Genomic DNA, 21972 nt, shown 5'->3' with positions numbered 1-21972 from the left:
ATGGAGCAGTCTGGTAGCTCGTCGGGCTCATAACCCGAAGGTCGTCGGTTCAAATCCGGCTCCCGCAACCAAACATCAAAAAAGGCTACTCGAAAGAGTGGCCTTTTTTGTGCGCGTCTGTTTTGTGGAATCCCTCCTCTTATAGAGAAGTGATCGCCAAACAGGAATTCGTTGCATTTCCGAAACTTAACGCTCGACCTGCGACCGTTTGACGCGATTGCACACTTATTTGACCCTTTGCGGGATTAGCGGTTGACACTCCGTCGTTCGTCTGTAGAATGCCGCCACACAGACGCGGGATGGAGCAGTCTGGTAGCTCGTCGGGCTCATAACCCGAAGGTCGTCGGTTCAAATCCGGCTCCCGCAACCAAACATCAAAAAAGGCTACTCGAAAGAGTGGCCTTTTTTGTATCTGTTGAAAAAGTCCTTTCGCAACAATGATCTGTCACTGTGCAGTGAACCGCTTGGGATCTTCAGAAGCCCTCACTTGCGACTATGCTTGAGTCGCAGGCAAGGCGTCTGCAATCCAGGAACTGCCCTCGCCGATACCCGGTGAGAGGCGTAGTATTTTGTGATTATTTTTTTCTACAGGGATTGGTTACTTGGCTGGATACCTCCATCCTGTCGCGCACAATCCAAGAGGTGATTGATGCGCGCCAACTCGTCTGATCCACAAGACACCGTCACAGCGGAACATCCGATCAAGCCCGAGCGTCTGCGCTTGCTGGATCGGTTGAGCAAATACCGACAACCGATTGGTCTGGCGGTGACTTTGCTGCTGTTCGCCATTGCGCTGATTGCCTGTCGTCATCTGCTCGCCGAACTCGATCTCGATGCGCTGCACGACTCGATTCTCGACGTACCGAAACCCGCGCTGATCGGCGCCTTCGGTGCGACCGTGGTCGGTTTCATTATTCTGCTCGGCTACGAATGGTCGGCCAGCCGCTATGCCGGCGTGACCTTGCCGCCGCGCACATTGGCGCTGGGCGGCTTCACCGCGTTTGCGATTGGCAATGCGATCGGTCTGTCGCTACTGTCCGGCGGTTCGGTGCGCTACCGTTTATATGCACGCCTGGGTCTGGGGGCGTCGGAAGTCGCGCACATGACCTTGTTCGCCAGTCTGTCGCTGGGTTGCGCCTTGCCGCCGCTGGCTGCACTGGCAACGCTGAGCGACCTGCCTGCTGCCTCTCAAGCCCTGGGTTTGTCCGAAGGTCTGCTCGGCACAGTCGCCGCTGTCGTGCTGGCGCTTGGCGCAGTACTGGCTATTGGCATTTACCGTCGGCGCCTGCCGGAACAACCGTTGCGCGACAATCTGCTGGTCAGGGTTGGTCGCCGCACGCTGCGCTTGCCGGGGCGTCGTCTGACTTTCCTGCAACTGATCATTACCGCCCTCGACGTTGCGGCTGCCGCCACGGTCCTTTATCTGTTGCTGCCGGAAGCGCCACCGTTTGGTGCGTTCCTGTTGGTGTACCTGCTGGCACTGGCTGCCGGCGTACTCAGCCATGTACCCGGTGGCGTCGGTGTATTCGAAGCGATCCTGCTGGCTGCGTTCGCCGACAAGCTCGGTGCCGCACCACTGGCCGCCGCCCTCCTGCTCTATCGTCTGATCTACGTGGTGCTGCCGCTGTTGGTCGCCTGCGTATTCCTGCTGATCAACGAAGGTCAGCGTCTGTTTCAGACTCAAACCATGCGCGCAGCCTCCGGTCTGGCGGCACCGATTCTGGCGGTGTTGGTGTTCCTGTCCGGTGTGGTGCTGCTGTTTTCCGGCGCTACACCCGAGATCGACACACGCCTGGAGCACATCGGCTTTCTGATCCCGCATCGTCTGGTCGACGCTTCGCACTTCGGCGCCAGCCTGATCGGCGTGCTCTGCCTGATGCTCGCTCAGGGCCTGCGTCGGCGCTTGTCGGCGGCGTGGATGCTCACCACCATTCTGCTGCTGGTCGGCGCCCTGCTCTCGCTGCTTAAAGGCTTCGACTGGGAAGAAGCGACGCTGATGACCCTCACCGCAGCCTTGCTCGGTGTGTTCCGTCGCTCGTTTTATCGCCCGAGCCGCCTGACCGAACTGCCGTTCTCGCCGTTGTATCTGGTGGCCAGCCTCTGTGTGCTGGGCGCTTCGACGTGGCTGTTGCTGTTTGCCTATCAAGACGTACCTTACAGCCATCAACTGTGGTGGCAGTTCACGCTGGATGCTGACGCGCCGCGTGGCCTGCGTTCGCTGCTCGGCGCCGCTGTGCTGTTGCTGGTGATCGCGCTGACCTGGCTGCTGCGCACCGCGCGCCCGGTCATTCACCTGCCGACACCTGACGAGCTCGATCGCGCGGCGAAGATTCTGATGGCGTCGTCACAACCCGACGGTGGCCTCGCGCTGACCGGTGACAAGGCGTTGCTGTTTCACCAGAACGACGAAGCCTTCCTGATGTATGCACGCCGTGGCCGCAGCCTGGTGGCGCTGTACGACCCGATCGGCCCCGGCCAGCAACGCGCCGAGATGATCTGGCAGTTCCGCGACCTCTGCGACATTCACCATGCCCGCCCGGTGTTCTATCAGGTGCGCGCGGAGAACCTGCCGTACTACATGGACATCGGCCTGACCGCGATCAAACTCGGCGAAGAAGCCCGGGTCGATCTGCATCGCTTTGACCTGGAAGCCAAGGGCAAAGAGATGAAGGACCTGCGCTACACCTGGAACCGTGGCACCCGCGACGGCCTGTCGCTGGAAATCCACGAACCGGGTCAGGCGCCGATGGACGAACTGAAAGTGATTTCCGATGCGTGGCTGACCGGCAAGAACGTGCGTGAGAAAGGCTTCTCCCTCGGCCGCTTCAGCGACGATTACCTGAAGCATTTCCGCATCGCGGTGATTCGCTTCGAAGGTCGCCCGGTGGCATTCGCCAACCTGCTCGAGACTTACAGCCACGACCTGGCCAGTCTCGACCTGATGCGCGCGCACCCGGACGCCCCCAAGCTGACCATGGAGTTCATGATGGTCGGCCTGATTCAACACTATAAGAGTCACGGATACGCGCGCTTCAGCCTGGGCATGGTGCCGTTGTCGGGGTTGCAACCCCGGCGTGGTGCACCGCTGACCCAGCGTCTGGGCTCGATGGTTTTCCGCCGTGGTGAGCAGCTGTACAACTTCCAAGGCTTGCGCCGCTTCAAAGACAAGTTCCAGCCTGACTGGGAACCCCGTTATATGGCCGTGCCCGCCGGACTCGATCCGCTGGTGGCGCTGGCCGACACTGCTGCCCTGATCGCGGGCGGCTTGACTGGATTGGTGAAACGCTGATGATTCAACGCTCCCTGAAGTACATCCTGGCCGCACTGATCGTGCTGGCCGTGATTGCCGGCGGCGGTTTCTGGTACCTCAAACGTCCGGCACCGGAACCGACCGTCGAACAGCTCAACCCGGCCGATGGCGCCGCCATGACCCGCGTCATTCCCGGCACCAAGCCCAAGGCGCAGGTGCTGGTAGCCGTCAACGACGACCAGAAACTCTCTGAAAAACAACTGACCACCCTGAGCCGTAGCGCTTCGGCGCAGATCGTTCAGGTGATTCTGCCCAAGGACTGCCTGCTGCAAAGCCGCGCCCTGCAAACCGGTCTGCGCGAACTGAACGGCCCGGCCACTTTGGTCAGCGGTATCGGCCCCGGCGCGGTACTGGCCTGGCGTTGGTTGGCTGAACAGAAAGACGACAAGGCCCAAGCCATTTCCGTGGATCTGGCCCTGGAAAAAGGTGGCTGCACCCACCTGCTGCCAAAATCCGCCGCCCACGGCCACTGGCTGGCAGCCTGGAACGACAATCCGGACGACGCCAGCGCAGGTTTCGTTCGCGATCAACCGAACGCCGAAACCAGCATCAGCGATTACGACATCAACCTGCCGCAAGTGCTGAACAACGAACTGCGCAAGATCCTCGTCGGCGGCGACAAGGCCAACGGCGGTCTGGCGATCCCGGTGGTTGAAGTGCCGGCCGGTCAAGCCAAGGACACCGTGACCCTGTTCCTCTCCGGTGACGGCGGCTGGCGCGACCTCGACCGCGACGTGGCCGGTGAAATGGCCAAGATCGGCTACCCGGTGGTCGGCATCGACACCCTGCGCTACTACTGGCAGCACAAGAGCCCGGAGCAAAGCGCTCTGGACCTGACCGAACTGATGCAACACTACCGGCAGAAATGGGGCACCAAGCGCTTCATCCTCACCGGTTACTCGTTCGGTGCTGACGTGTTGCCGGCGATCTACAACCGCCTGCCAGACACCGAGCAGCAACGCGTCGACGCAATCATCCTGCTGGCCTTCGCCCGCACCGGCAGCTTCGAAATCGAAGTCGAAGGCTGGTTGGGCAACGCCGGCAAAGAAGCCGCCACCGGCCCGGAAATGGCCAAGCTGCCACCGGCCAAAGTGGTGTGCATCTACGGTGAAGAAGAGACCGATGAAAGTGGTTGCACGGACAAGACTGCTGTTGGCGAAGCGGTGAAACTGCCAGGTGGCCACCACTTCGACGAGAACTACCCGGCGCTGGCCAAGCGTTTGGTGGATTTGATCGAGAAGCGCCAGAGCAAGGACTCGGTCGCCGAAGAGTGATCTGAGCCACGCCCATAAAAAGCCCCCGCAACTTCGCAGTTGCGGGGGCTTTTTACATCTCGGACGATGAACCCGTTCCCCTGTAGGAGTGAGCCTGCTCGCGATAGCGGAGTGTCAGCCACCTAGTTGCCAACTGACACACCGCTATCGCGAGCAGGCTCACTCCTACAAGGGATGGCGCTGGATTCAGACAACTCTTCAGTCTTGCTGGCCAAGCTGAACATCTATCCACGTGACATCATCGTCGCCAACGCTAATGTCGCTTTCCGGCGCCGCCAACAAACTGCTTTGCTGGGCTTGCGTCAAGTCCGCCCAAAAGCCATCAGTGACAAAAACCAAGCGCTCAACAGCGTCCAGTGCACAACAAACAAAGTCAGGGTTCGGAACCCGATTGATCTTCAAGCATCGTGTTACCGAATTTCGCGCGGGGTCTTGCGCCAACTCGCAGTGCGAACGGTCGCGCCGCCAATTGGCCTTGCAGTGAGGTGGCGTAATCCAATCGATGGCTCCCGCCAGCGTCACAATCCCGCATGAACAGTCACCTTCGTATGCAACGGTGAGTCGGCCATGAGCGACCAAGCCAATCAGGTAACAGATCGCTCCCGTCTGATCAGCAGGCAACGATGCATGAAAATCCGCCAGTATTGAACCCAATAGACGCTCAACAGCTTCGGGTTCTGCAGGATAGCCCCCCTGCTCCACCTGTGTGGAATGAGCCGCCAACATGCCGCTTACGAAGCTTTCAGCCAGCTGTCCACTGCCGCGCCTGGAAGTGCCATCCGCGACAACAAAAAAACCACCGTCACCCTCACAGGTCGCTCCGGCATAGTCATTATTTGTTCTGCTGGCTTGCCCAGTGATTGATCGGGAGTGGTATCTCATGCGTTGGCCAGCGCTTTCAAACGCCTGTGAATAATCTGCCCTCTGCCCGGATTCGCCTGCACCGAGCCTGAACTTTCGATCACGTAGCCAACCCCATCGAGCGCCATCAGCTTGTGGATTCCCTCTGTGATGAACGCCTTGAGGTCCTTGTCAGTCTGGCGCAACTCCTCCAACAGCTCAGGCCGACCATCGATCAAGATGATCATGTCCTCGACATCCTTGTGATAAGGATCACCATTTCCCCGACCAGCGAAAGCTTCCAGTTTCGTCGCGAGAAAATATGCAGGCTGGAATATCTGGATGGCAGTGCCGCTGGGCAGGGTGAATTTATCCGCCCTCGCCAGCCCCTCGACGAACCAGCGGTTGGCATAGCCGAGCACTGCAGGATCGGAAGGCATGACATCCACGACAACGTCATTGAAGCGAAAACGACAATTGACCTCGTCCTCACCGGTGATCTTGAATCCCTTGGCAGCCAGCCGTTCGGTGAGTTGGTTCCAGGCGCTGATACCGGCCAACTCGATCACTAGATCAACGTCATCAGTGAAACGAATGTCGTCCAGCACGGCTGTATCTGTAACCAGCATGGCGGTTGTGCAACCGCCAACAAAAGCAACTTCGGCGAGAAACGCCTCGCCCAAGCCTTCAGCCACGAACTCAATGAGTTCGTAGTTGTGATCCGCGTTTGACGACATGTTATTTCAGCCCCATCCCTGCCTTCAGAATACTGATTGCCACACCACACTCACGCGGACCACCCAGACGGATTGCATCAGCGAGCGCCAGATAGTGGTAAAGAATCCTGTCTTTTTTCACCGCTTCCGGCACTGTTTTGTAAAGCGGTTCTATCGCTTGGCCTCGCTCAGTTCCCTGCGCATCGGGCCAGACCGGAATCAAACCACCCGCACTCTTGATGCTTTTGGACAGCGCGGGTGCCGCAAAGCCCGTGGGTATGCCACGAACCATCGCGCCAGGCTTGACCGGGAAGAAGTACTTCAGCGCGTACTCGGTAATTTTCAGCAGTTCCCGACGGTGCACTTTGGCAAGCCCGGTGTCGTAGTCATGGATGAGCAATCCGGATTCCCGGCATCGGGCGAGAGCATTTGAGACTTCGCTTTTGCTCAGTCCGAGAGAGGCAGACAGCGCACGCAGAGAGTAGCGATCGCTCCAACTTGTCAGCGGTGGATCAGATGCTGGTTCCGCCCATCCCTCCCAGCCTGGCCCATCAGCGAAAGGCGAATCGAGTTCGCGGCGATGGAAGATTGTGTCTTCCCCATCGGTGGAGTAGGTGACCAATGGCTTCCCCACACTCTCCCCTGCGGTCATTCGGCTGACGACATAAGGCCTGAGCAGCTCTTCGACCCTGTCCGAATTCGATTCGGCCTCCATCTCCCCCAAGAGATTCTCTTCCTGAGCGTGGAGACTGGCCATTTTGAACAAAAGCAAAATGTCTTGACTCTTCATTTAGCTCCAAACCTCAAGTGTCCACATTCCATAAAACGTGGACACTTGTCTCACTGACGAGGCCGGGTCGTCAAGCCCTTGGGTCGATCACTAATCGCCGCATACCTTGCCCGCATATCGTCATGGCTGATTGCGTGGGCCAGATCAAAAATGAGCAATCGTTCACTGGCCTTCTTTTCGAGCCGAAGGTCCTTCGGTTCATCCTGTCCTTCTTGTTCCGCTGATGCTGTCATACGTACCTGAATGCTTTGCACACGTCGGTTCGTGCCTGACGTTTAGTATCGTTTACTTCCAGTCTCGCAATATCAGATGACGCCCACAGACCTTGTAGGCAAACTCCGAAACTCTTGTTGGGGCGCTGTGCCGCTCTATTGCGCTGTTTTTTGACGGGATACTCTCCGGACGTCGCTGACCCATTCAGCGATCGGGTGTGGTAACCCGGTTAGGCAAAGTGCAACAGTGCCTCCATCACGACATCAGGCGTTCTTTTACGCTTGTAATTTACTGTCATGGCAGCTGTACGTGGGAGACCTTCGGGTCTGCCGGTTTCTTTGCTCTCCCGGTTTACCACCCTGCGTACAGCTGCCACCCATTCGTGTGGTAACGAATGCGGCAGCTCCTCGTTTTAGGGAGCAAAACAATGAGCAAAGAAATTCCGTCAACGCCTTCAGACCTTACAACCATCGGCTTCACCCCTTTCCTCTACAACGCGGATCAAGCGTTCTTCAACGTCCGCGCCGGCATCCCGATCATCGATGCCTTGTCGCAATCCTCCGACCTGCTATCCCTCGCCAAATCCTTCGCAGAAGACGCTGCCTTCATCAGAGACACCGACCGCCATGCCTGGGCTGCGCATTACCTGACAGTGATGGGCAAAGCCTTGATTGATGATGTGATCCAAGCGCTGATCCCACGACCTGCGCGGACGAAGACCGAATCCGAAGCCGATTTGACTCAACGCACCCCCTGATTCAACCCCTTACACTGTGGGAGCGAGCTTGCTCGCGAATGCGGTGGGTCAGCCGAAGAATGCTTCTCCTGACACTAAGCCTTCGCGAGCAAGCTCGCTCCCACAGGGGATTTGCAGTGGATTGGAAGCTTATGTGCAGGCACAAAAAAAGCCCCCGCCAACCACAAGGCTGACGGGGGCTTTTCAGTTGAGGTCAGGCTTACATCTCCACCTGCGTCCCCAACTCAATCACCCGATTCAGCGGCAGATTGAAGAACCGCAAATTCCCATTGGCATTCTTCAACATGAACGCAAACAACGCCTCACGCCAACGCGCCATGCCCTCAAGTTTCGAGGCAATCACCGTTTCCCGGCTGAGGAAGTAAGTCGTGCGCATCGGGCTGAAGTCCAGATCATCCAGATGACACAGCTTCAGCGCCTGCGGCACGTCCGGCTCATCGGTGAAGCCGAAGTGCAGGATCACCCGGAAGAAGCCTTCGCCGTGGGCCTCGACTTCGAAGCGTCGCGATGGCGGTACGCGCGGGATGTCTTCGTAGACCACCGTCAGCAACACCACTTGCTCATGCAGCACCTGGTTGTGCAGCAGGTTGTGCAACAGCGCATGCGGCACGGCGTCGGAGCGCGCGGTGAGGAACACGGCGGTGCCCTGCACTCGATGCGGTGGCTGCACGCGGATGCTGCTGATAAAGATCGGCAGCGGCAGTGCGCCTTCGTCGAGGCGATCGACGAGCAACTGCTTACCGCGTTTCCAGGTGGTCATCAGCACAAACAGCGCAATACCGGCAATCACCGGGAATGCGCCGCCCTGAACGATCTTCGGCACGTTGGCGGCGAAGTAGAGACCGTCCACCAACAGGAAGCCGATCAGCACCGGTACGGCGAGGATCGGTGGCCATTTCCACAGCAGCAACATAACCGCCGACACCAGAATGGTGGTCATCAGCATGGTGCCAGTCACCGCCACGCCGTAGGCCGAGGCCAGGGCGCCGGAGGATTCGAAGCCAAGCACCAGCAGCACAACGCCAACCATCAGCGCCCAGTTCACCGCACCAATATAAATCTGGCCCTGCTCGTCGCTGGAGGTGTGCTGGATGTACATGCGTGGAATGTAGCCGAGCTGAATCGCCTGACGGGTCAGGGAGAACGCACCGGAAATCACCGCTTGCGAGGCAATCACCGTGGCCAACGTCGACAAGCCGACCAGCGGAATCAACGCCCAGCTCGGCGCCAGCAGGTAGAACGGGTTACGCGCCGCTTCCGGGTTTTCCAGCAACAAAGCGCCCTGACCGAAATAATTCAGCACCAGCGCCGGCAACACCAGGATGAACCACGCCCGGGCAATCGGCTTGCGACCAAAGTGGCCCATGTCGGCGTACAGCGCTTCGGCACCGGTCAGCGCCAGCACCACAGCGCCGAGAATGGCCACGCCCATGCCTGGATGAACGACGAAGAAATTCACCGCCCATATCGGGTTCATCGCATGCAGCACTTCTGGTGCGTGGCTGATGCCATACACACCGAGGGCGCCGAGGACGAGGAACCAGGTGACCATGATCGGCCCGAACAGAATGCCGATCCGCGCCGTGCCGTGGCTCTGGATCAGGAACAACCCGACCAGCACCACCAGCGACAGCGGCACCACCCAATGGTCGATGCCATCGAATGCCAGCCCCAGACCTTCAATAGCCGACAACACCGAGATCGCCGGGGTGATCATGCTGTCGCCATAAAACAGCGCCGCGCCGATCAGTCCGCACACCACCAGCAACGAACGCAGCTTTTTGCGATGCCCTGCCGCGCGACGAGCCAGTGCGGTGAGCGCCATGATGCCGCCCTCGCCCTGGTTATCGGCGCGCAGCACGAACATCATGTATTTGATCGACACGACCCAGATCAGCGACCAGAAGATCAACGACAGTATGCCCAGCACGCCATCGTGGTTGACCGGTACGCCGTAACCGCCGGAAAACACTTCTTTGAGGGTGTACAACGGGCTCGTGCCGATGTCGCCGTAAACTACCCCGACCGCCGCGACCAGCATGCTCAGCGGCTTGGAGGCCGAACCCTCGGCGCCTGCCGCATGACTACTTGCCTGACCCATCCAACACTCCTACTTCTCAGAACCGGCTTCTTGAATGAAGCACTATGCTTTGTGGTGCAGCATGCGCTGTTTTACCTGTTGTTACAGACGTTTTGTTGACTGTAAAAAATTGGTAAAGCTCAACGGCGCGAAGCATAGCGCAGCACTCGTCGTATTTCCCTGCATAAAGCTGGTCAAGTGCGTTGCCCGCCGCTAGAATTGCGCACTTTTTGATCAGAGGCGCGCCCTAAGCGCCCGTCCGTCGGCTTTCGCACCAAGAAAGCGATGTCACAAAATACCGAGGTTAGACATGTCCACCACTCCTGCGCCGGCCAATCCAAAGGTTGGCTTTGTATCTCTGGGTTGCCCGAAAGCACTGGTCGACTCCGAGCGCATCCTGACCCAGCTGCGCATGGAAGGCTATGACGTGGTGTCCACCTATCAGGACGCCGACGTTGTAGTCGTCAACACCTGCGGTTTCATCGATTCGGCCAAGGCTGAGTCGCTGGAAGTGATCGGCGAAGCGATCAAGGAAAACGGCAAGGTGATCGTCACCGGTTGCATGGGCGTGGAAGAAGGCAACATCCGCAACGTGCACCCGAGCGTGCTGGCCGTGACCGGCCCGCAGCAGTACGAGCAAGTGGTCAACGCCGTGCACGAAGTGGTGCCACCGCGTAAGGATCACAACCCGCTGATCGACCTGGTGCCGCCGCAAGGCATCAAGCTGACCCCGCGTCACTACGCGTATCTGAAGATTTCCGAAGGCTGCAACCACAGCTGTTCGTTCTGCATCATCCCGTCGATGCGCGGCAAACTGGTCAGCCGTCCGGTCGGTGATGTGCTCGACGAAGCTCAGCGTCTGGTCAAGTCCGGCGTTAAAGAGCTGTTGGTGATTTCCCAAGACACCAGCGCCTACGGCGTTGACGTGAAATACCGCACCGGTTTCTGGAACGGCGCGCCGGTGAAAACCCGCATGACCGAACTCTGCGAAGCGCTGAGCACCCTCGGCGTCTGGGTCCGCCTGCACTACGTTTACCCGTACCCGCACGTTGACGAGCTGATCCCGTTGATGGCCGCCGGCAAGATCCTGCCGTACCTGGACATCCCGTTCCAGCACGCAAGCCCGAAAGTGTTGAAGTCGATGAAACGCCCGGCGTTCGAAGACAAGACCCTGGCACGCATCAAGAACTGGCGCGAAATCTGCCCGGACCTGATCATCCGTTCGACCTTCATCGTCGGCTTCCCGGGCGAAACCGAAGAAGACTTCCAGTACCTGCTGAACTGGCTGACCGAAGCGCAACTCGACCGCGTCGGCTGCTTCCAGTACTCGCCGGTTGAAGGCGCACCGGCCAATGATCTGGATCTGGAGATTGTTCCAGACGAGGTCAAGCAGGATCGTTGGGATCGCTTCATGGCGCACCAGCAAGCGATCAGCTCGGCGCGTCTGCAAATGCGTATTGGCCGTGAGATCGAAGTGCTGGTGGACGAAGTTGACGAGCAAGGCGCAGTTGGCCGCTGCTTCTTCGATGCGCCGGAAATCGATGGCAATGTGTTTATCGACAATGGCAGCAATCTGAAGCCGGGCGACAAGGTCTGGTGCAAGGTGACTGACGCTGACGAATATGACCTGTGGGCTGAGCAGATCTGATCTGAAGATCAAAAGCCCCTCACCCCAGCCCTCTCCCGGAGGGAGAGGGAGCTGACCGTGTTGTTCTTTCGAGGTACATCGACCTGAGCTATCCGGTTGAACTCAGGTTTGAACAGCACGAAGTTCAGCTCCCTTCCCCCTCGCCCCCTCTGGGGGAGAGGGTTGGGGTGAGGGGGAGAGATCTTGCTGGCGACAGAAGTATCCAGCCAGACCCCACAACAAATACAAAAAGCCCCACTCTTTTTACAAGATGCGGGGCTTTTTTACGGCTATCGTTTAGCGGGGGACGGACTCCCTTGAAACGGACAAGAGGCAGACGGGCATGCGTCACCACTCGGTCATCCACACGCCGAAACTCAGCGATTATCAGGAATTGACCCGGGTCTGGGAGGCCTCGGTCCGCGCCACCCATGATTTTCTACCGGACAGCTACATCGAATTGCTGCGCAATCTGGTGCTCACGCGTTATCTGGATGCGGTGATGTTGATCTGCACCAAGGACGCCAATCAGCGCATTACCGGGTTTGCCGGGGTTGCGGCGGGCAAAATTGAAATGCTGTTCATCGATCCGGATTATCGTGGCCAGGGCTTGGGCAAGAAACTGCTCAACTACGCGATGCAGCATCTGAATGCCGATGAACTCGACGTCAACGAACAGAACCCGCAAGCCTTGGGCTTTTACTTCAAGCAGGGTTTCGAAGTGATCGGCCGCTCGGAGGTCGATGGCATGGGCCAGCCGTATCCGTTGCTGCATATGCGCCTGCGACAGAATCAGCAACGCTCAAGCAACGGCTGACACAACACAACCCCATGTAGGAGTGAGCCTGCTCGCGATGCATGCGCCGCGGTCAGTCAGATACACCGCGGTGATGCAATCGCCAGCAGGCTGGCTCCCACAGGGAATTGCGAACAGCCTGTAAATGGAACCGGGCTTAACCGGCGCCACACAGGTACAATGCCCACCCCTTTTTTGTTACGGCCCTGTCATGACTGACCCGATTCGCCTCTCCAAACGCCTCATCGAACTGGTCGGTTGCTCCCGCCGGGAGGCCGAGCTGTTCATTGAGGGCGGCTGGGTCACCGTGGACGGCGAAGTGATTGACGAGCCGCAATTCAAGGTCGGCGACCAGAAGGTCGAGCTGGACAAGGACGCCAAGGCCACCGCGCCAGAACCGGTGACCATCCTGCTCAACGCGCCGGCCGGCATGGACGTCGAGAGCGCCATGCAATCGCTGAGCGCCGAAACCCTCAGCGAAGAACACCGCTTCAGCAAGCGCCCGTTGCGCGGGCACTTCCTGCGCCTGACGGCCAGCGCCGACTTGCAAGCCAAGGCCAGCGGCCTGCTGGTGTTCACCCAGGACTGGAAAATCCTGCGCAAGCTCACCGCTGACGCCGCGAAGATCGAGCAGGAATACGTGGTTGAAGTCGAAGGTGACATGGTCGCCCACGGCCTCAACCGCTTGCAGCACGGCCTGACGCACAAGGGCAAGGAGCTGCCGCCGGTCAAGGCCAGCTGGCAGAACGAAAACCGTCTGCGCTTCGCCATGAAAAACCCGCAGCCCGGCATCATCGCCCAGTTCTGCGAAGCGGTCGGCCTGAAGGTCATCGGCATCCGCCGCATCCGCATCGGCGGCGTCTCGATCGGCAAGGTCCCGGTCGGCCAATGGCGCTACCTGTCCGGCAAAGAGAAGTTCTAAAGCTTCCACTGCCGCCACACATTCCGGCAATGCGCCTGCGCGCTGCCCACAACGCTTATCAGGATTACTCAAATGATTCATAACGACGTATTGCGCAGCGTGCGCTACATGCTCGACATCAGCGACAAGAAAGTGGTCGAGATCATCAAGCTCGGCGGCATGGAAGTAGCGCTCGCCGACGTAGTGACATGGCTCGACAAGAAAGAAGAAGACGAAGAAGGTTTCGTGCGCTGCCCGGACGAAGTCATCGCGCACTTCCTCGACGGCCTGGTGATCTTCAAGCGTGGCAAGGACGAAAGCCGTCCGCCGCAGCCGATCGAAGTGCCGGTGACCAACAACATCATCCTGAAAAAGCTGCGCGTGGCCTTCGAACTGAAAGAAGACGATATGCACGCAATCCTCAAGGCTGCCGAGTTCCCGGTGTCCAAGCCTGAGCTGAGCGCGCTGTTCCGCAAGGTCGGCCACACCAACTATCGCCCGTGCGGCGACCAGTTGCTGCGCAACTTCCTCAAGGGCCTGACCCTGCGCGTTCGCCCCGCCTGATGCCCTTCTGCGGTGGCGACTGATGGTCGCCGCCGCAGCGCATGACCGTTCATTCCTTTCGAAAATAGTGGCTCCGCTTTTTGCGGCTGACGACTAGGGTGTACTGATCCCTAATCCTCAGGACTCGCCATGCACCCGTATTTTTCCCTGCAAGGCCGCACCGCTCTGGTGACCGGCGGCACCCGCGGTATCGGCAAAATGATGGCCAAGGCCTTTGTCGAGGCTGGCGCGCGCGTTTACGTCTGCTCGCGCGATGCCGAAGCCTGCCATCAAACCGCTGAAGAGCTCAGTGCCCTGGGCAAATGTCATGGCATCGCCGCAAACCTGGCGACGGAAGAAGGCGTACAGGAACTGGCCGCGCGCCTGGGCGAACAGATCACCCACCTGGATATTCTGGTGAACAACGCCGGCACCACGTGGGGCGCGCCGCTGGAGAGCTATCCGGTCAAGGGTTGGGAAAAGGTCATGCAGCTCAACGTGACGTCGGTGTTCAGTTGCATCCAGCAATTTCTGCCGCTGTTGCGCAAGGCAGGTTCAGCGGCGAATCCAGCGCGGATTATCAACATTGGCTCGGTGGCGGGGATTTCTTCCTTCGGCGAGCAGGCGTATGCCTACGGGCCGAGCAAGGCTGCCCTGCATCAATTGTCGCGGATTCTGGCGCGCGAACTGGTGAGCCAGCACATCAACGTCAATGTGATCGCGCCGGGGCGCTTTCCGAGCAAGATGACTCAGCATATTGGCAATGATGAGAAGGCGCTGGCTGAGGATACGGCGTTGATTCCGATGAAGCGGTGGGGGCGAGAGGAGGAGATGGCGGCGTTGGCGATCAGTCTGGCGAGTACGGCGGGGGCCTATATGACCGGAAATATTATTCCGCTGGATGGTGGGTTCAGCCTCTAGATCGGCGGCGCGACCTTCGCGAGCAAGCTCGCTCCCACAGGTATCTTGTGCACGCCATAGATCTAATGTGGGAGCGAGCCTGCTCGCGAAGAGGCCAGCCCTGCCAGCACCAGACTTTAGACGGGACGGGTTATCATGCCCACCCCTGCCCCGCTTCGAATGCAAACCATGACTTACAGCGTCTCCCCCATCGGCTTTGTGCGCTCCTGCTTCAAGGAGAAATTCGCCATCCCCCGCCAGCCCCAATTGGCCCCCGCCGCCCGTGGCGTGCTGGAACTGGTGGCGCCGTTCGATCAGGGTGACGCCGTGCAAGGGCTGGAGCAGGTCAGCCATGTCTGGCTGCTGTTTCTGTTCCATCAGGCACTGGAAGACAAACCGCGACTGAAAGTCCGTCCGCCGCGCCTGGGCGGCAACAAATCCATGGGCGTATTCGCCACCCGCGCCACTCACCGGCCCAACGGCATTGGCCAATCGGTAGTGAAACTGGACAAGGTCGAAGCCAATCGCTTGTTCATTTCCGGAATCGACTTGCTCGACGGCACGCCGATTCTCGACATCAAACCCTACGTGCCTTACGCCGATATCATTCCCGAGGCCTCCAACAGCATTGCCAGCGCCGCGCCGCAGTTGATTGACGTGCAGTGGACGGATTCGGCGCTGAAACAGGCGCACACACACGCTCAGCGCCTTGATGAGCCGTTGGTGGCTTTGATTGAACAGTGTCTGGCCCAGGATCCGCGTCCGGCGTATCAGACTCCGGCACCTGAACGCGAGTACGGCGCGCAATTCTGGGATCTGGATGTGCGCTGGCATTACCCGACACCCGAGCGGATCCGCGTGCTCGAAGTCATCCCTGCCGGGGCCTGACCCCGGAAACGAAAAAGCCCGCGCTGCCTTCACAGGCAACGCGGGCTTTTTGCTTTTCTGTAGGAGTGAGCCTGCTCGCGATAGGGCCGTGTCAGTCGACATCCATCTTGACTGATCCATCGCTATCGCGAGCAGGCTCACTCCTACAGTTTTGGTGCTTACTTCTCGACGAACGCACGCTCGATCAGGTAGTCACCCGGCTCGCGCATCCGCGCCGAGATCTTCAGGCCGAAGCTGTCGAGCACTTCGCTGGTCTCGTCGAGCATGCTCGGGCTGCCGCAGATCATCGCGCGGTCGTCCTGCGGGTTGATCGGTGGCAGGCCGATGTCGCTGAACAGCTTGCCGCTGCGCATCAGGTCGGTCAGACGGCCCTGATTCTCGAAAGGCTCGCGGGTCACGGTCGGGTAGTAGATCAGCTTGTCACGCAGCGCTTCGCCGAAGAACTCGTTCTGCGGCAGGTGCTCGGTGATGAATTCGCGGTAGGCAACTTCGTTGACGTAACGTACACCGTGCACCAGGATCACTTTTTCAAAGCGCTCGTAGGTTTCCGGGTCCTGGATCACGCTCATGAACGGCGCCAGACCGGTGCCGGTGCTGAGCAGGTACAAGTGCTTGCCCGGGTTCAGGTCATCCAGAACCAGGGTACCGGTAGGTTTCTTCGAGATAATGATCTCGTCGCCTTCCTTCAAGTGCTGCAACTGCGAAGTCAGCGGACCGTCCTGCACCTTGATGCTGAAGAATTCCAGATGCTCTTCCCAGTTCGGGCTGGCGATCGAGTAAGCGCGCATAAGCGGGCGGCCGTTGGGCTGTTGCAGGCCGATCATCACGAACTGACCGTTCTCGAAGCGCAGGCCCGGATCGCGGGTGCACTTGAAGCTGAACAGAGTGTCGTTCCAGTGATGAACACTGAGGACACGCTCGTGGTTCATGTTGCTCATGTACGTTTGACTCCTGGAGATTGGGTCTGCGCTGGCTTTGGAAGGCGACGGTGCGCAATTGCATCGCATTCTAATAGCGACGACAATATCTGTTAACTGGATTATTAAGATAAGGGTTATCGGTTATATCGATATGCGATTTACTCTCCGTCAACTGCAAGTCTTCGTCGCCGTCGCCCAGCAGGAAAGCGTATCCCGTGCTGCGGGTCTGCTCAACCTCTCGCAATCGGCCGCCAGCACCTCGATCACTGAACTCGAGCGCCAATCCAGCTGCCAGCTGTTCGACCGTGCCGGCAAACGGCTGAGCCTCAACGCCCTCGGCAAACAGCTGCTGCCCCAAGCGGTGGCCCTGCTCGATCAGGCCAAGGAAATCGAAGACCTGCTCAACGGCAAATCCGGTTTCGGCTCGCTGTCAGTGGGTGCGACCCTGACCATCGGCAACTACCTGGCGACGCTGTTGATCGGCAGTTTCATGCAGCGCCACCCGGAAAGTCAGGTGAAGCTGCACGTGCAGAACACGGCCAATATCGTGCAACAAGTCGCCCACTACGAAATTGATCTGGGTCTAATCGAGGGCGATTGCAGCCATCCGGACATCGAAGTGCAGAGCTGGGTCGAAGATGAACTGGTGGTGTTCTGCGCGCCGCAGCATCCATTGGCTCAACGCGGCAGCGCGAGCATGGAAGAGTTGACTCACGAAGCGTGGATTCTGCGTGAACAGGGTTCCGGCACGCGGCTGACCTTCGATCAGGCCATGCGCCACCATCGCAGCTCGCTGAATATCCGTCTCGAGCTGGAGCACACCGAAGCGATCAAACGCGCGGTGGAATCGGGGCTGGGGATTGGCTGCATCTCGCGGCTGGCGCTGCGCGATGCGTTCCGTCGCGGCAGTCTGGTGCCGGTGGAAACGCCGGATCTGGATCTGGCGCGACAGTTCTACTTCATCTGGCACAAGCAGAAGTACCAGACCTCGGCGATGCGCGAATTTCTCGACCTGTGCCGCGCTTTCACCGCCGGGGTGCAGCGCAGCGACGAGATCGTTTTGCCGACGATCGCTTAAAGCAGAATCACCGCCCACACCAGCGCGATCATGCTCAGTGCCACGAATTGCGCGGCGCTGCCCATGTCCTTGGCGTTCTTCGACAGCGGGTGCAGCTCCAGCGAGATACGATCAATGGCCGCTTCCACCGCCGAGTTCAGCAGCTCGACGATCAGCGCCAACAGGCACACGGCAATCAACAGCGCTTGCTCGACGCGGCTGACATTCAGGAAGAACGTCAGCGGAATCAGCACGACATTGAGCAGCACCAACTGACGGAATGCCGCTTCACCGGTGAAGGCTGCGCGCAGGCCGTCCAGCGAGTAACCGGAAGCATTGAGGATACGTTTCAGGCCGGTCTGGCCCTTGAAAGGTGACATAAAGTAGAAACCAACCAAAAAGGAGTGGGAAAGCTAGATCAACAAAAGTCAAAAAAGCGTGAAGACGCCAGCCATTATTGGCTCGGAATTGACTCAAGTTGTTGCAGCAGTAAAGCCGCTTGCGTGCGGGTGCGCACATTCAGCTTGCGAAAGATCGCCGTGACGTGGGCCTTGATGGTCGCTTCGGACACGCTCAGCTCATAGGCAATCTGCTTGTTCAGCAGGCCTTCGCAGACCATGGTCAACACACGGAACTGCTGCGGAGTGAGGCTGGCAAGACCATCGCTGGCGGCTTTGGCTTCGTCGGAAACGGCGACTGCCTCGAACGCTTGCGGCGGCCAGAACACATCGCCATCGAGTACTTTGCGCACGGCTTGCTGAATCACGCTGAGATCGCTGGACTTGGGAATAAAGCCGCTGGCGCCGAACTCACGGGATTTGACCATCACCGAAGCTTCTTCCTGGGCCGAAACCATCACCACCGGAATCTGTGGGTACTGCCCGCGCAGCATGACCAACCCGGAAAACCCGAAAGCGCCGGGCATGTTCAAGTCCAGCAGGACCAGATCCCAATCAGCCTTTTCGGTCAGGCGCGCTTCCAGTTCGGCGATGCTCGCCACTTCCACCAGTCGCACATCCGGGCCAAGGCCCAGCGTCACCGCTTGATGCAGGGCGCTACGAAACAGAGGGTGATCATCGGCAATCAGGATGTCGTATGTGGCCATTTTTCAAATGATCCTGTTTTTGATGGCAGACCCGGAGCATTCCGGTCTCGCCAAAGCAACTCAAGATGCCGCTTTCAAGCGATATCCACAGGGGCACGTTCAACGCCAATCAACAGCAAACACGGCGTTTCAAACCTTGGCCGCACCCTAAACGGCGCCAAGCATGCCCAGCGAAGACGGGGTGGTCAAGCAGCACGGCCGCTGGCTTGTACAGTATGGGCCACTATTGCGCCAACTCCGGCTGCGGCTTTCGTATATAGGGCAGCAGCTCGGCGTGGGCCGGCGTCGATTCATTCATGTCCAACTGTTGTTTGGCGCCGAGATAGTGCTGGCTGAACACGTCGAAATAGGCGTCCAGCGCAGAGGCAGCGTCCGAGTCACCGGCCAATTCCAGGCACAGCGCAGCGACTTCGGCAGTGCACAAATGCTCGCTGCGGGTCGAGCGGCGCAAGCGATAGCGCGAGAGTTTGTCGGGCAGCAGGCTCAAGATCGGCAAGCGATCGAAATACGGACTCTTGCGGAAAATCTTCCGCGCTTCGGTCCACGTTGCATCCAGCAGAATGAACAGCGGCCGCTTGCTGCTATCGATCGCGACGGTGTTGGTCACTCGCGACGGTTCAACGTATTCGCCAGGAAACACCAGATACGGCTGCCACTGCGAGTCGTTGAGCAGCGCCAGCATCTGCGGATCGGGCTCGGTGCGCGACCAGATAAACGCATGGTTATCGCGCACGACGTCGGCAATCAGCCAACCGGTGTTGCTCGGTTTGAACACTTCCTTGCCGGTCATGATCAGGCATACGCCCGAACGCGTGTCGACGCTGGGCCGCCAGGCGCACAGGCAATGGCTGATGATCACCCGGCAGTCGCGGCAACGCTCGGAGCGAAAACCTCGGGCCTGAATCGGCTTGATGCCTTCATCTTCGCGCTGGTCACGCAGACGGGCGACGGCGTTGGGGGCATGGTTCATCGCGGATAACGCCGAAAAGCAGGAAAACTCGACACGAACGACACTCGGCAGGGCAATAAAGGCCGGCAGTTTACCAGAGCGACGGGCACAAGCCTGTACCCTCCCGACCGGCTCCCCTATAATTCGCCGCCACTGAACGCACAGTCACGTGGCTGGTCGAACCACCAGTCACTGAACCAGGAGAGTTTCATGCTGCGCCTTATCGTTCCCACCGCTGCCATTCTGCTGGCGTCGTCCTTCACCGCTCAGGCTGCCTCCCTGAGTGAGCAGAATCTGAACCGCGAGCTGCGCAACGTCGCCGCCCAGAGCAGCGTCGGCACGCCACGCGCCATCAGTGAAGACATTCTTGATCAGGGCTTCACCGTTGAAGGCACGCAGTTGATCAACCACCTGAGCGTGCAAAAGAGCCACGCCGACAAGATGCGCGCTGACCCTAAAGCCGTGTATTTCCAGTTGGGCGCCTCAGTGTGCAACAACCCATCGTTCCGCAAGCTGATGGCCAAGGGTGCGATCATGCGTTACGACTTCACCGAAGTGAAAACCAACAAAGCGATCGGCTCCGCCAGTTACCAGGAATCGGATTGCCCGAAAGCCGCCCCGGCGAAGAAGAAGTAATTATCGCGAATTGGCGCGCCGCTGTTCATCCTCGGCGCGCAGTTCGGCCAGCAAGGCCTGTAGATAGTGCGAACGGCGCTCGCCGCCCGCCAACCGCCGGCAGCACTCCTCTTCGAGACTGAGATGATTGGTCTCGGCTGCTGCCTTCAACATTCGATACAGCTGCGTATCGATCTCCAGAATCACTCTGGCCATGTGTCCCGCCTCCTTGCCACCCACAAATCCTTGAATCGCGTGCACCTTGCGTACGTTTGTTGACGCAAACCTGTCGTACGGCACCTGTACGTTAGTTAATCAGAGGGATTGCTGCTCGGCGCACGTTCGGACGAGCGGTGACGGAACGGGCGGAAAATCAATAAACGGTTGCCAGCCAAAACCTTGCAGCGCAATGATCAAGTCAGCGCGATTGCGTGCAAGGGTCTAGATTCAGAGTATTCCCGATCACTTTTCAACGGCAGACAAGGAACTGCCGATCGTGTGTTTTTTTGCAGCGCGGCACTGACGCCGCTAGTCAGGGCCAACCGCTCTGTGCAGAAGGAGACGTTGAATGCCTTACCAACCGAATGACCTCTTGAGTCGTCATTTTCAGGAAAGCGGCCCCGACCTCATCAGTAAGGTCGAAGAACAACTCAACCGTGTTTCCCCCAACAGCCCGAACATTCCGATCTACCGCGACATGATCCTGACCGTGCTGCGCATGGCTCAGGAAGACCACAACCGCTGGAATGCCAAGATCACGCTGCAAGCCCTGCGCGAACTGGAGCAGGCGTTTCGAGTACTGGAGCAATTCAAGGGCCGACGCAAAGTCACGGTGTTCGGCTCGGCGCGCACCCCCGTAGAACATCCGCTCTATGCCATGGCCCGAGAGCTCGGGGCCGCATTGACGCGTTCGGAGATGATGGTCATCACCGGTGCCGGGGGCGGCATCATGGCCGCCGCCCATGAAGGCGCCGGCCGCGATCACAGCCTCGGTTTCAACATCACCCTGCCCTTCGAGCAACATGCCAACCCCACCGTCGATGGCACCGGTAATCTGCTGCCATTCCACTTTTTCTTCACGCGAAAACTGTTTTTCGTCAAAGAAGCCGACGCGCTGGTCTTGTGCCCGGGCGGTTTCGGCACACTGGATGAAGCGCTGGAAGTGCTGACATTGATCCAGACCGGCAAAAGTCCATTGGTGCCCGTGGTGCTGCTGGATGCGCCGGGCGGCACATTCTGGCAAGGCGCGATGGACTTCATCCGCCAGCAACTCGAGGCCAATCGCTACATCCTGCCGACTGACATGAAGCTGATGCGATTGGTCTACAGCGTTGAAGAAGCCGTAGAACAGATCAACCAGTTCTATAGCAACTTCCACTCCAGCCGCTGGCTCAAGCGCCAATTCGTGATTCGTATGAATCACAAGCTCAGCGATCAGGCGCTGGCGCACATGCAGGCAGCATTCGCCGATCTATGCCTGAGCGACCAGTTCCATCAACACGCTTACGCTGGCGAGGAACACGATGAAGCGCAGTTCAGCCATCTGGCGCGGCTGGCCTTCGCCTTCAATGCCCGCACTCACGGACGCCTGAGGGAGCTGATCGATTACATCAACTTGCCGGAAAACTGGGCTGATTCAAAACCGCAAACGGCGCAACGCAGCCGTGAGCCGTCAAAGGCAATTTAGAGGC

The 21972-nt window shown here is 59.0% G+C and carries 22 protein-coding genes and 1 tRNA gene; 14 read left to right on the top strand and 9 right to left on the bottom strand.

Annotated features, from left to right (window positions below; all coding sequences use genetic code 11):
* Positions 1-293: 293 nt before the first annotated feature.
* The 3 genes from GTU76_RS22710 (at position 294) to GTU76_RS22700 (ending at position 4584) form a co-directional block, all read left to right on the top strand.
* Positions 294-370 (top strand) — tRNA-Met (locus GTU76_RS22710).
* Positions 371-649: 279 nt separating this feature from the next.
* Complete coding sequence (gene mprF, locus GTU76_RS22705) at positions 650-3289, top strand: bifunctional lysylphosphatidylglycerol flippase/synthetase MprF (RefSeq protein ID WP_175555178.1); 2640 nt, start codon at positions 650-652, stop codon at positions 3287-3289.
* Positions 3289-4584 (top strand): virulence factor family protein, encoded by a 1296-nt coding sequence (locus GTU76_RS22700; protein WP_180699636.1) that lies wholly within the window; start codon positions 3289-3291, stop codon positions 4582-4584. Before mprF ends, GTU76_RS22700 begins: the two co-directional genes overlap by 1 nt.
* 198 nt (positions 4585-4782) lie before the next feature.
* On the opposite strand, the gene GTU76_RS22695 is transcribed toward GTU76_RS22700, so the two are convergent.
* From GTU76_RS22695 to GTU76_RS22685, 3 genes are read right to left on the bottom strand one after another with little or no spacing between them, the layout of a single operon-like run.
* Positions 4783-5466 carry a serine/threonine protein phosphatase gene (locus GTU76_RS22695; RefSeq protein ID WP_180699635.1) on the bottom strand — a complete coding sequence of 228 codons (684 nt, stop codon included), beginning with the start codon at positions 5464-5466 and terminating at the stop codon, positions 4783-4785.
* A complete protein-coding gene (locus GTU76_RS22690; RefSeq protein ID WP_180699634.1) occupies positions 5463-6161 on the bottom strand; it encodes a hypothetical protein in 699 nt (232 codons plus the stop codon). The genes GTU76_RS22695 and GTU76_RS22690 overlap by 4 nt, the downstream gene beginning before the upstream one ends.
* Position 6162: 1 nt before the next feature.
* A complete protein-coding gene (locus tag GTU76_RS22685) occupies positions 6163-6930 on the bottom strand; it encodes a MarR family transcriptional regulator (protein ID WP_134176854.1) in 768 nt (255 codons plus the stop codon).
* Between the two features lie 640 nt (positions 6931-7570).
* Here GTU76_RS22685 and GTU76_RS22680 point away from each other — a divergent pair.
* Complete coding sequence (locus GTU76_RS22680; RefSeq protein WP_180699633.1) at positions 7571-7900, top strand: DUF3077 domain-containing protein; 330 nt, start codon at positions 7571-7573, stop codon at positions 7898-7900.
* 199 nt (positions 7901-8099) lie between these two features.
* Here the strand turns inward: GTU76_RS22680 and GTU76_RS22675 are convergent, their stop codons facing one another.
* The gene (locus GTU76_RS22675; RefSeq protein WP_425503658.1) at positions 8100-9941 is read right to left on the bottom strand and encodes a potassium transporter Kup; all 1842 of its coding nucleotides are present in this window, start codon (positions 9939-9941) and stop codon (positions 8100-8102) included.
* Between the two features lie 349 nt (positions 9942-10290).
* On the opposite strand from GTU76_RS22675, the gene rimO reads away from it, so the two are divergent.
* From rimO to tsaA, 6 genes are all read left to right on the top strand, one after another.
* Positions 10291-11628, top strand: coding sequence for a 30S ribosomal protein S12 methylthiotransferase RimO (gene rimO, locus GTU76_RS22670; RefSeq protein ID WP_008088939.1), 1338 nt, complete (start codon positions 10291-10293; stop codon positions 11626-11628).
* 322 nt (positions 11629-11950) lie between these two features.
* Complete coding sequence (locus GTU76_RS22665) at positions 11951-12424, top strand: GNAT family N-acetyltransferase (RefSeq protein ID WP_016985729.1); 474 nt, start codon at positions 11951-11953, stop codon at positions 12422-12424.
* 190 nt (positions 12425-12614) lie between these two features.
* The gene (locus tag GTU76_RS22660) at positions 12615-13325 is read left to right on the top strand and encodes an rRNA pseudouridine synthase (protein ID WP_038358070.1); all 711 of its coding nucleotides are present in this window, start codon (positions 12615-12617) and stop codon (positions 13323-13325) included.
* Positions 13326-13397: 72 nt separating this feature from the next.
* The gene (locus GTU76_RS22655; protein WP_007908719.1) at positions 13398-13868 is read left to right on the top strand and encodes a YehS family protein; all 471 of its coding nucleotides are present in this window, start codon (positions 13398-13400) and stop codon (positions 13866-13868) included.
* 129 nt (positions 13869-13997) lie between these two features.
* On the top strand, positions 13998-14768 hold the full coding sequence (locus tag GTU76_RS22650) for an SDR family oxidoreductase (RefSeq protein ID WP_180699631.1): 771 nt from the start codon (positions 13998-14000) through the stop codon (positions 14766-14768).
* Between the two features lie 168 nt (positions 14769-14936).
* Positions 14937-15635, top strand: a complete 699-nt coding sequence (gene tsaA / locus GTU76_RS22645; protein WP_180699640.1) for a tRNA (N6-threonylcarbamoyladenosine(37)-N6)-methyltransferase TrmO — start codon at positions 14937-14939, stop codon at positions 15633-15635.
* A gap of 158 nt (positions 15636-15793) precedes the next feature.
* On the opposite strand, the gene fpr is transcribed toward tsaA, so the two are convergent.
* Positions 15794-16573 carry a ferredoxin-NADP reductase gene (gene fpr / locus GTU76_RS22640; RefSeq protein WP_007908723.1) on the bottom strand — a complete coding sequence of 260 codons (780 nt, stop codon included), beginning with the start codon at positions 16571-16573 and terminating at the stop codon, positions 15794-15796.
* Positions 16574-16706: 133 nt separating this feature from the next.
* On the opposite strand from fpr, the gene GTU76_RS22635 reads away from it, so the two are divergent.
* A complete protein-coding gene (locus GTU76_RS22635; RefSeq protein ID WP_077571374.1) occupies positions 16707-17633 on the top strand; it encodes a LysR family transcriptional regulator in 927 nt (308 codons plus the stop codon).
* On the opposite strand, the gene GTU76_RS22630 is transcribed toward GTU76_RS22635, so the two are convergent.
* Together GTU76_RS22630 and erdR are read right to left on the bottom strand one after the other, a co-directional pair.
* Positions 17630-17992: a diacylglycerol kinase gene (locus tag GTU76_RS22630; protein ID WP_003222276.1), complete on the bottom strand. Its 363-nt coding sequence runs from the start codon at positions 17990-17992 to the stop codon at positions 17630-17632. The two genes, GTU76_RS22635 and GTU76_RS22630, sit on opposite strands and share 4 nt — an antisense overlap.
* A gap of 74 nt (positions 17993-18066) precedes the next feature.
* Entirely contained in the window at positions 18067-18717 is a 651-nt protein-coding gene (gene erdR / locus GTU76_RS22625) for a response regulator transcription factor ErdR (RefSeq protein ID WP_016985724.1), read from the bottom strand.
* On the opposite strand from erdR, the gene GTU76_RS22620 reads away from it, so the two are divergent.
* Positions 18710-18868, top strand: a complete 159-nt coding sequence (locus GTU76_RS22620; protein WP_157786312.1) for a hypothetical protein — start codon at positions 18710-18712, stop codon at positions 18866-18868. The genes erdR and GTU76_RS22620 overlap by 8 nt on opposite strands.
* Before the next feature lie 72 nt (positions 18869-18940).
* Here GTU76_RS22620 and GTU76_RS22615 read toward each other — a convergent pair whose 3' ends face one another.
* Entirely contained in the window at positions 18941-19687 is a 747-nt protein-coding gene (locus GTU76_RS22615) for a tRNA-uridine aminocarboxypropyltransferase (protein WP_180699630.1), read from the bottom strand.
* A gap of 189 nt (positions 19688-19876) precedes the next feature.
* On the opposite strand from GTU76_RS22615, the gene GTU76_RS22610 reads away from it, so the two are divergent.
* On the top strand, positions 19877-20302 hold the full coding sequence (locus GTU76_RS22610) for a PA3611 family quorum-sensing-regulated virulence factor (RefSeq protein WP_016985722.1): 426 nt from the start codon (positions 19877-19879) through the stop codon (positions 20300-20302).
* Here GTU76_RS22610 and GTU76_RS22605 read toward each other — a convergent pair whose 3' ends face one another.
* Positions 20303-20497 (bottom strand): hypothetical protein, encoded by a 195-nt coding sequence (locus GTU76_RS22605; protein ID WP_150706119.1) that lies wholly within the window; start codon positions 20495-20497, stop codon positions 20303-20305.
* A gap of 352 nt (positions 20498-20849) precedes the next feature.
* Between GTU76_RS22605 and GTU76_RS22600 the strand changes: the two genes are divergently transcribed.
* On the top strand, positions 20850-21968 hold the full coding sequence (locus GTU76_RS22600; RefSeq protein WP_016985720.1) for an LOG family protein: 1119 nt from the start codon (positions 20850-20852) through the stop codon (positions 21966-21968).
* Positions 21969-21972: the final 4 nt, after the last annotated feature.

The sequence above is a fragment of the Pseudomonas crudilactis genome (assembly GCF_013433315.1).
Taxonomy (GTDB): domain Bacteria; phylum Pseudomonadota; class Gammaproteobacteria; order Pseudomonadales; family Pseudomonadaceae; genus Aquipseudomonas; species Aquipseudomonas crudilactis.
Note: the sequence above shows the minus strand (reverse complement) of the source record. Positions and strands in the feature narration are given on the sequence as shown.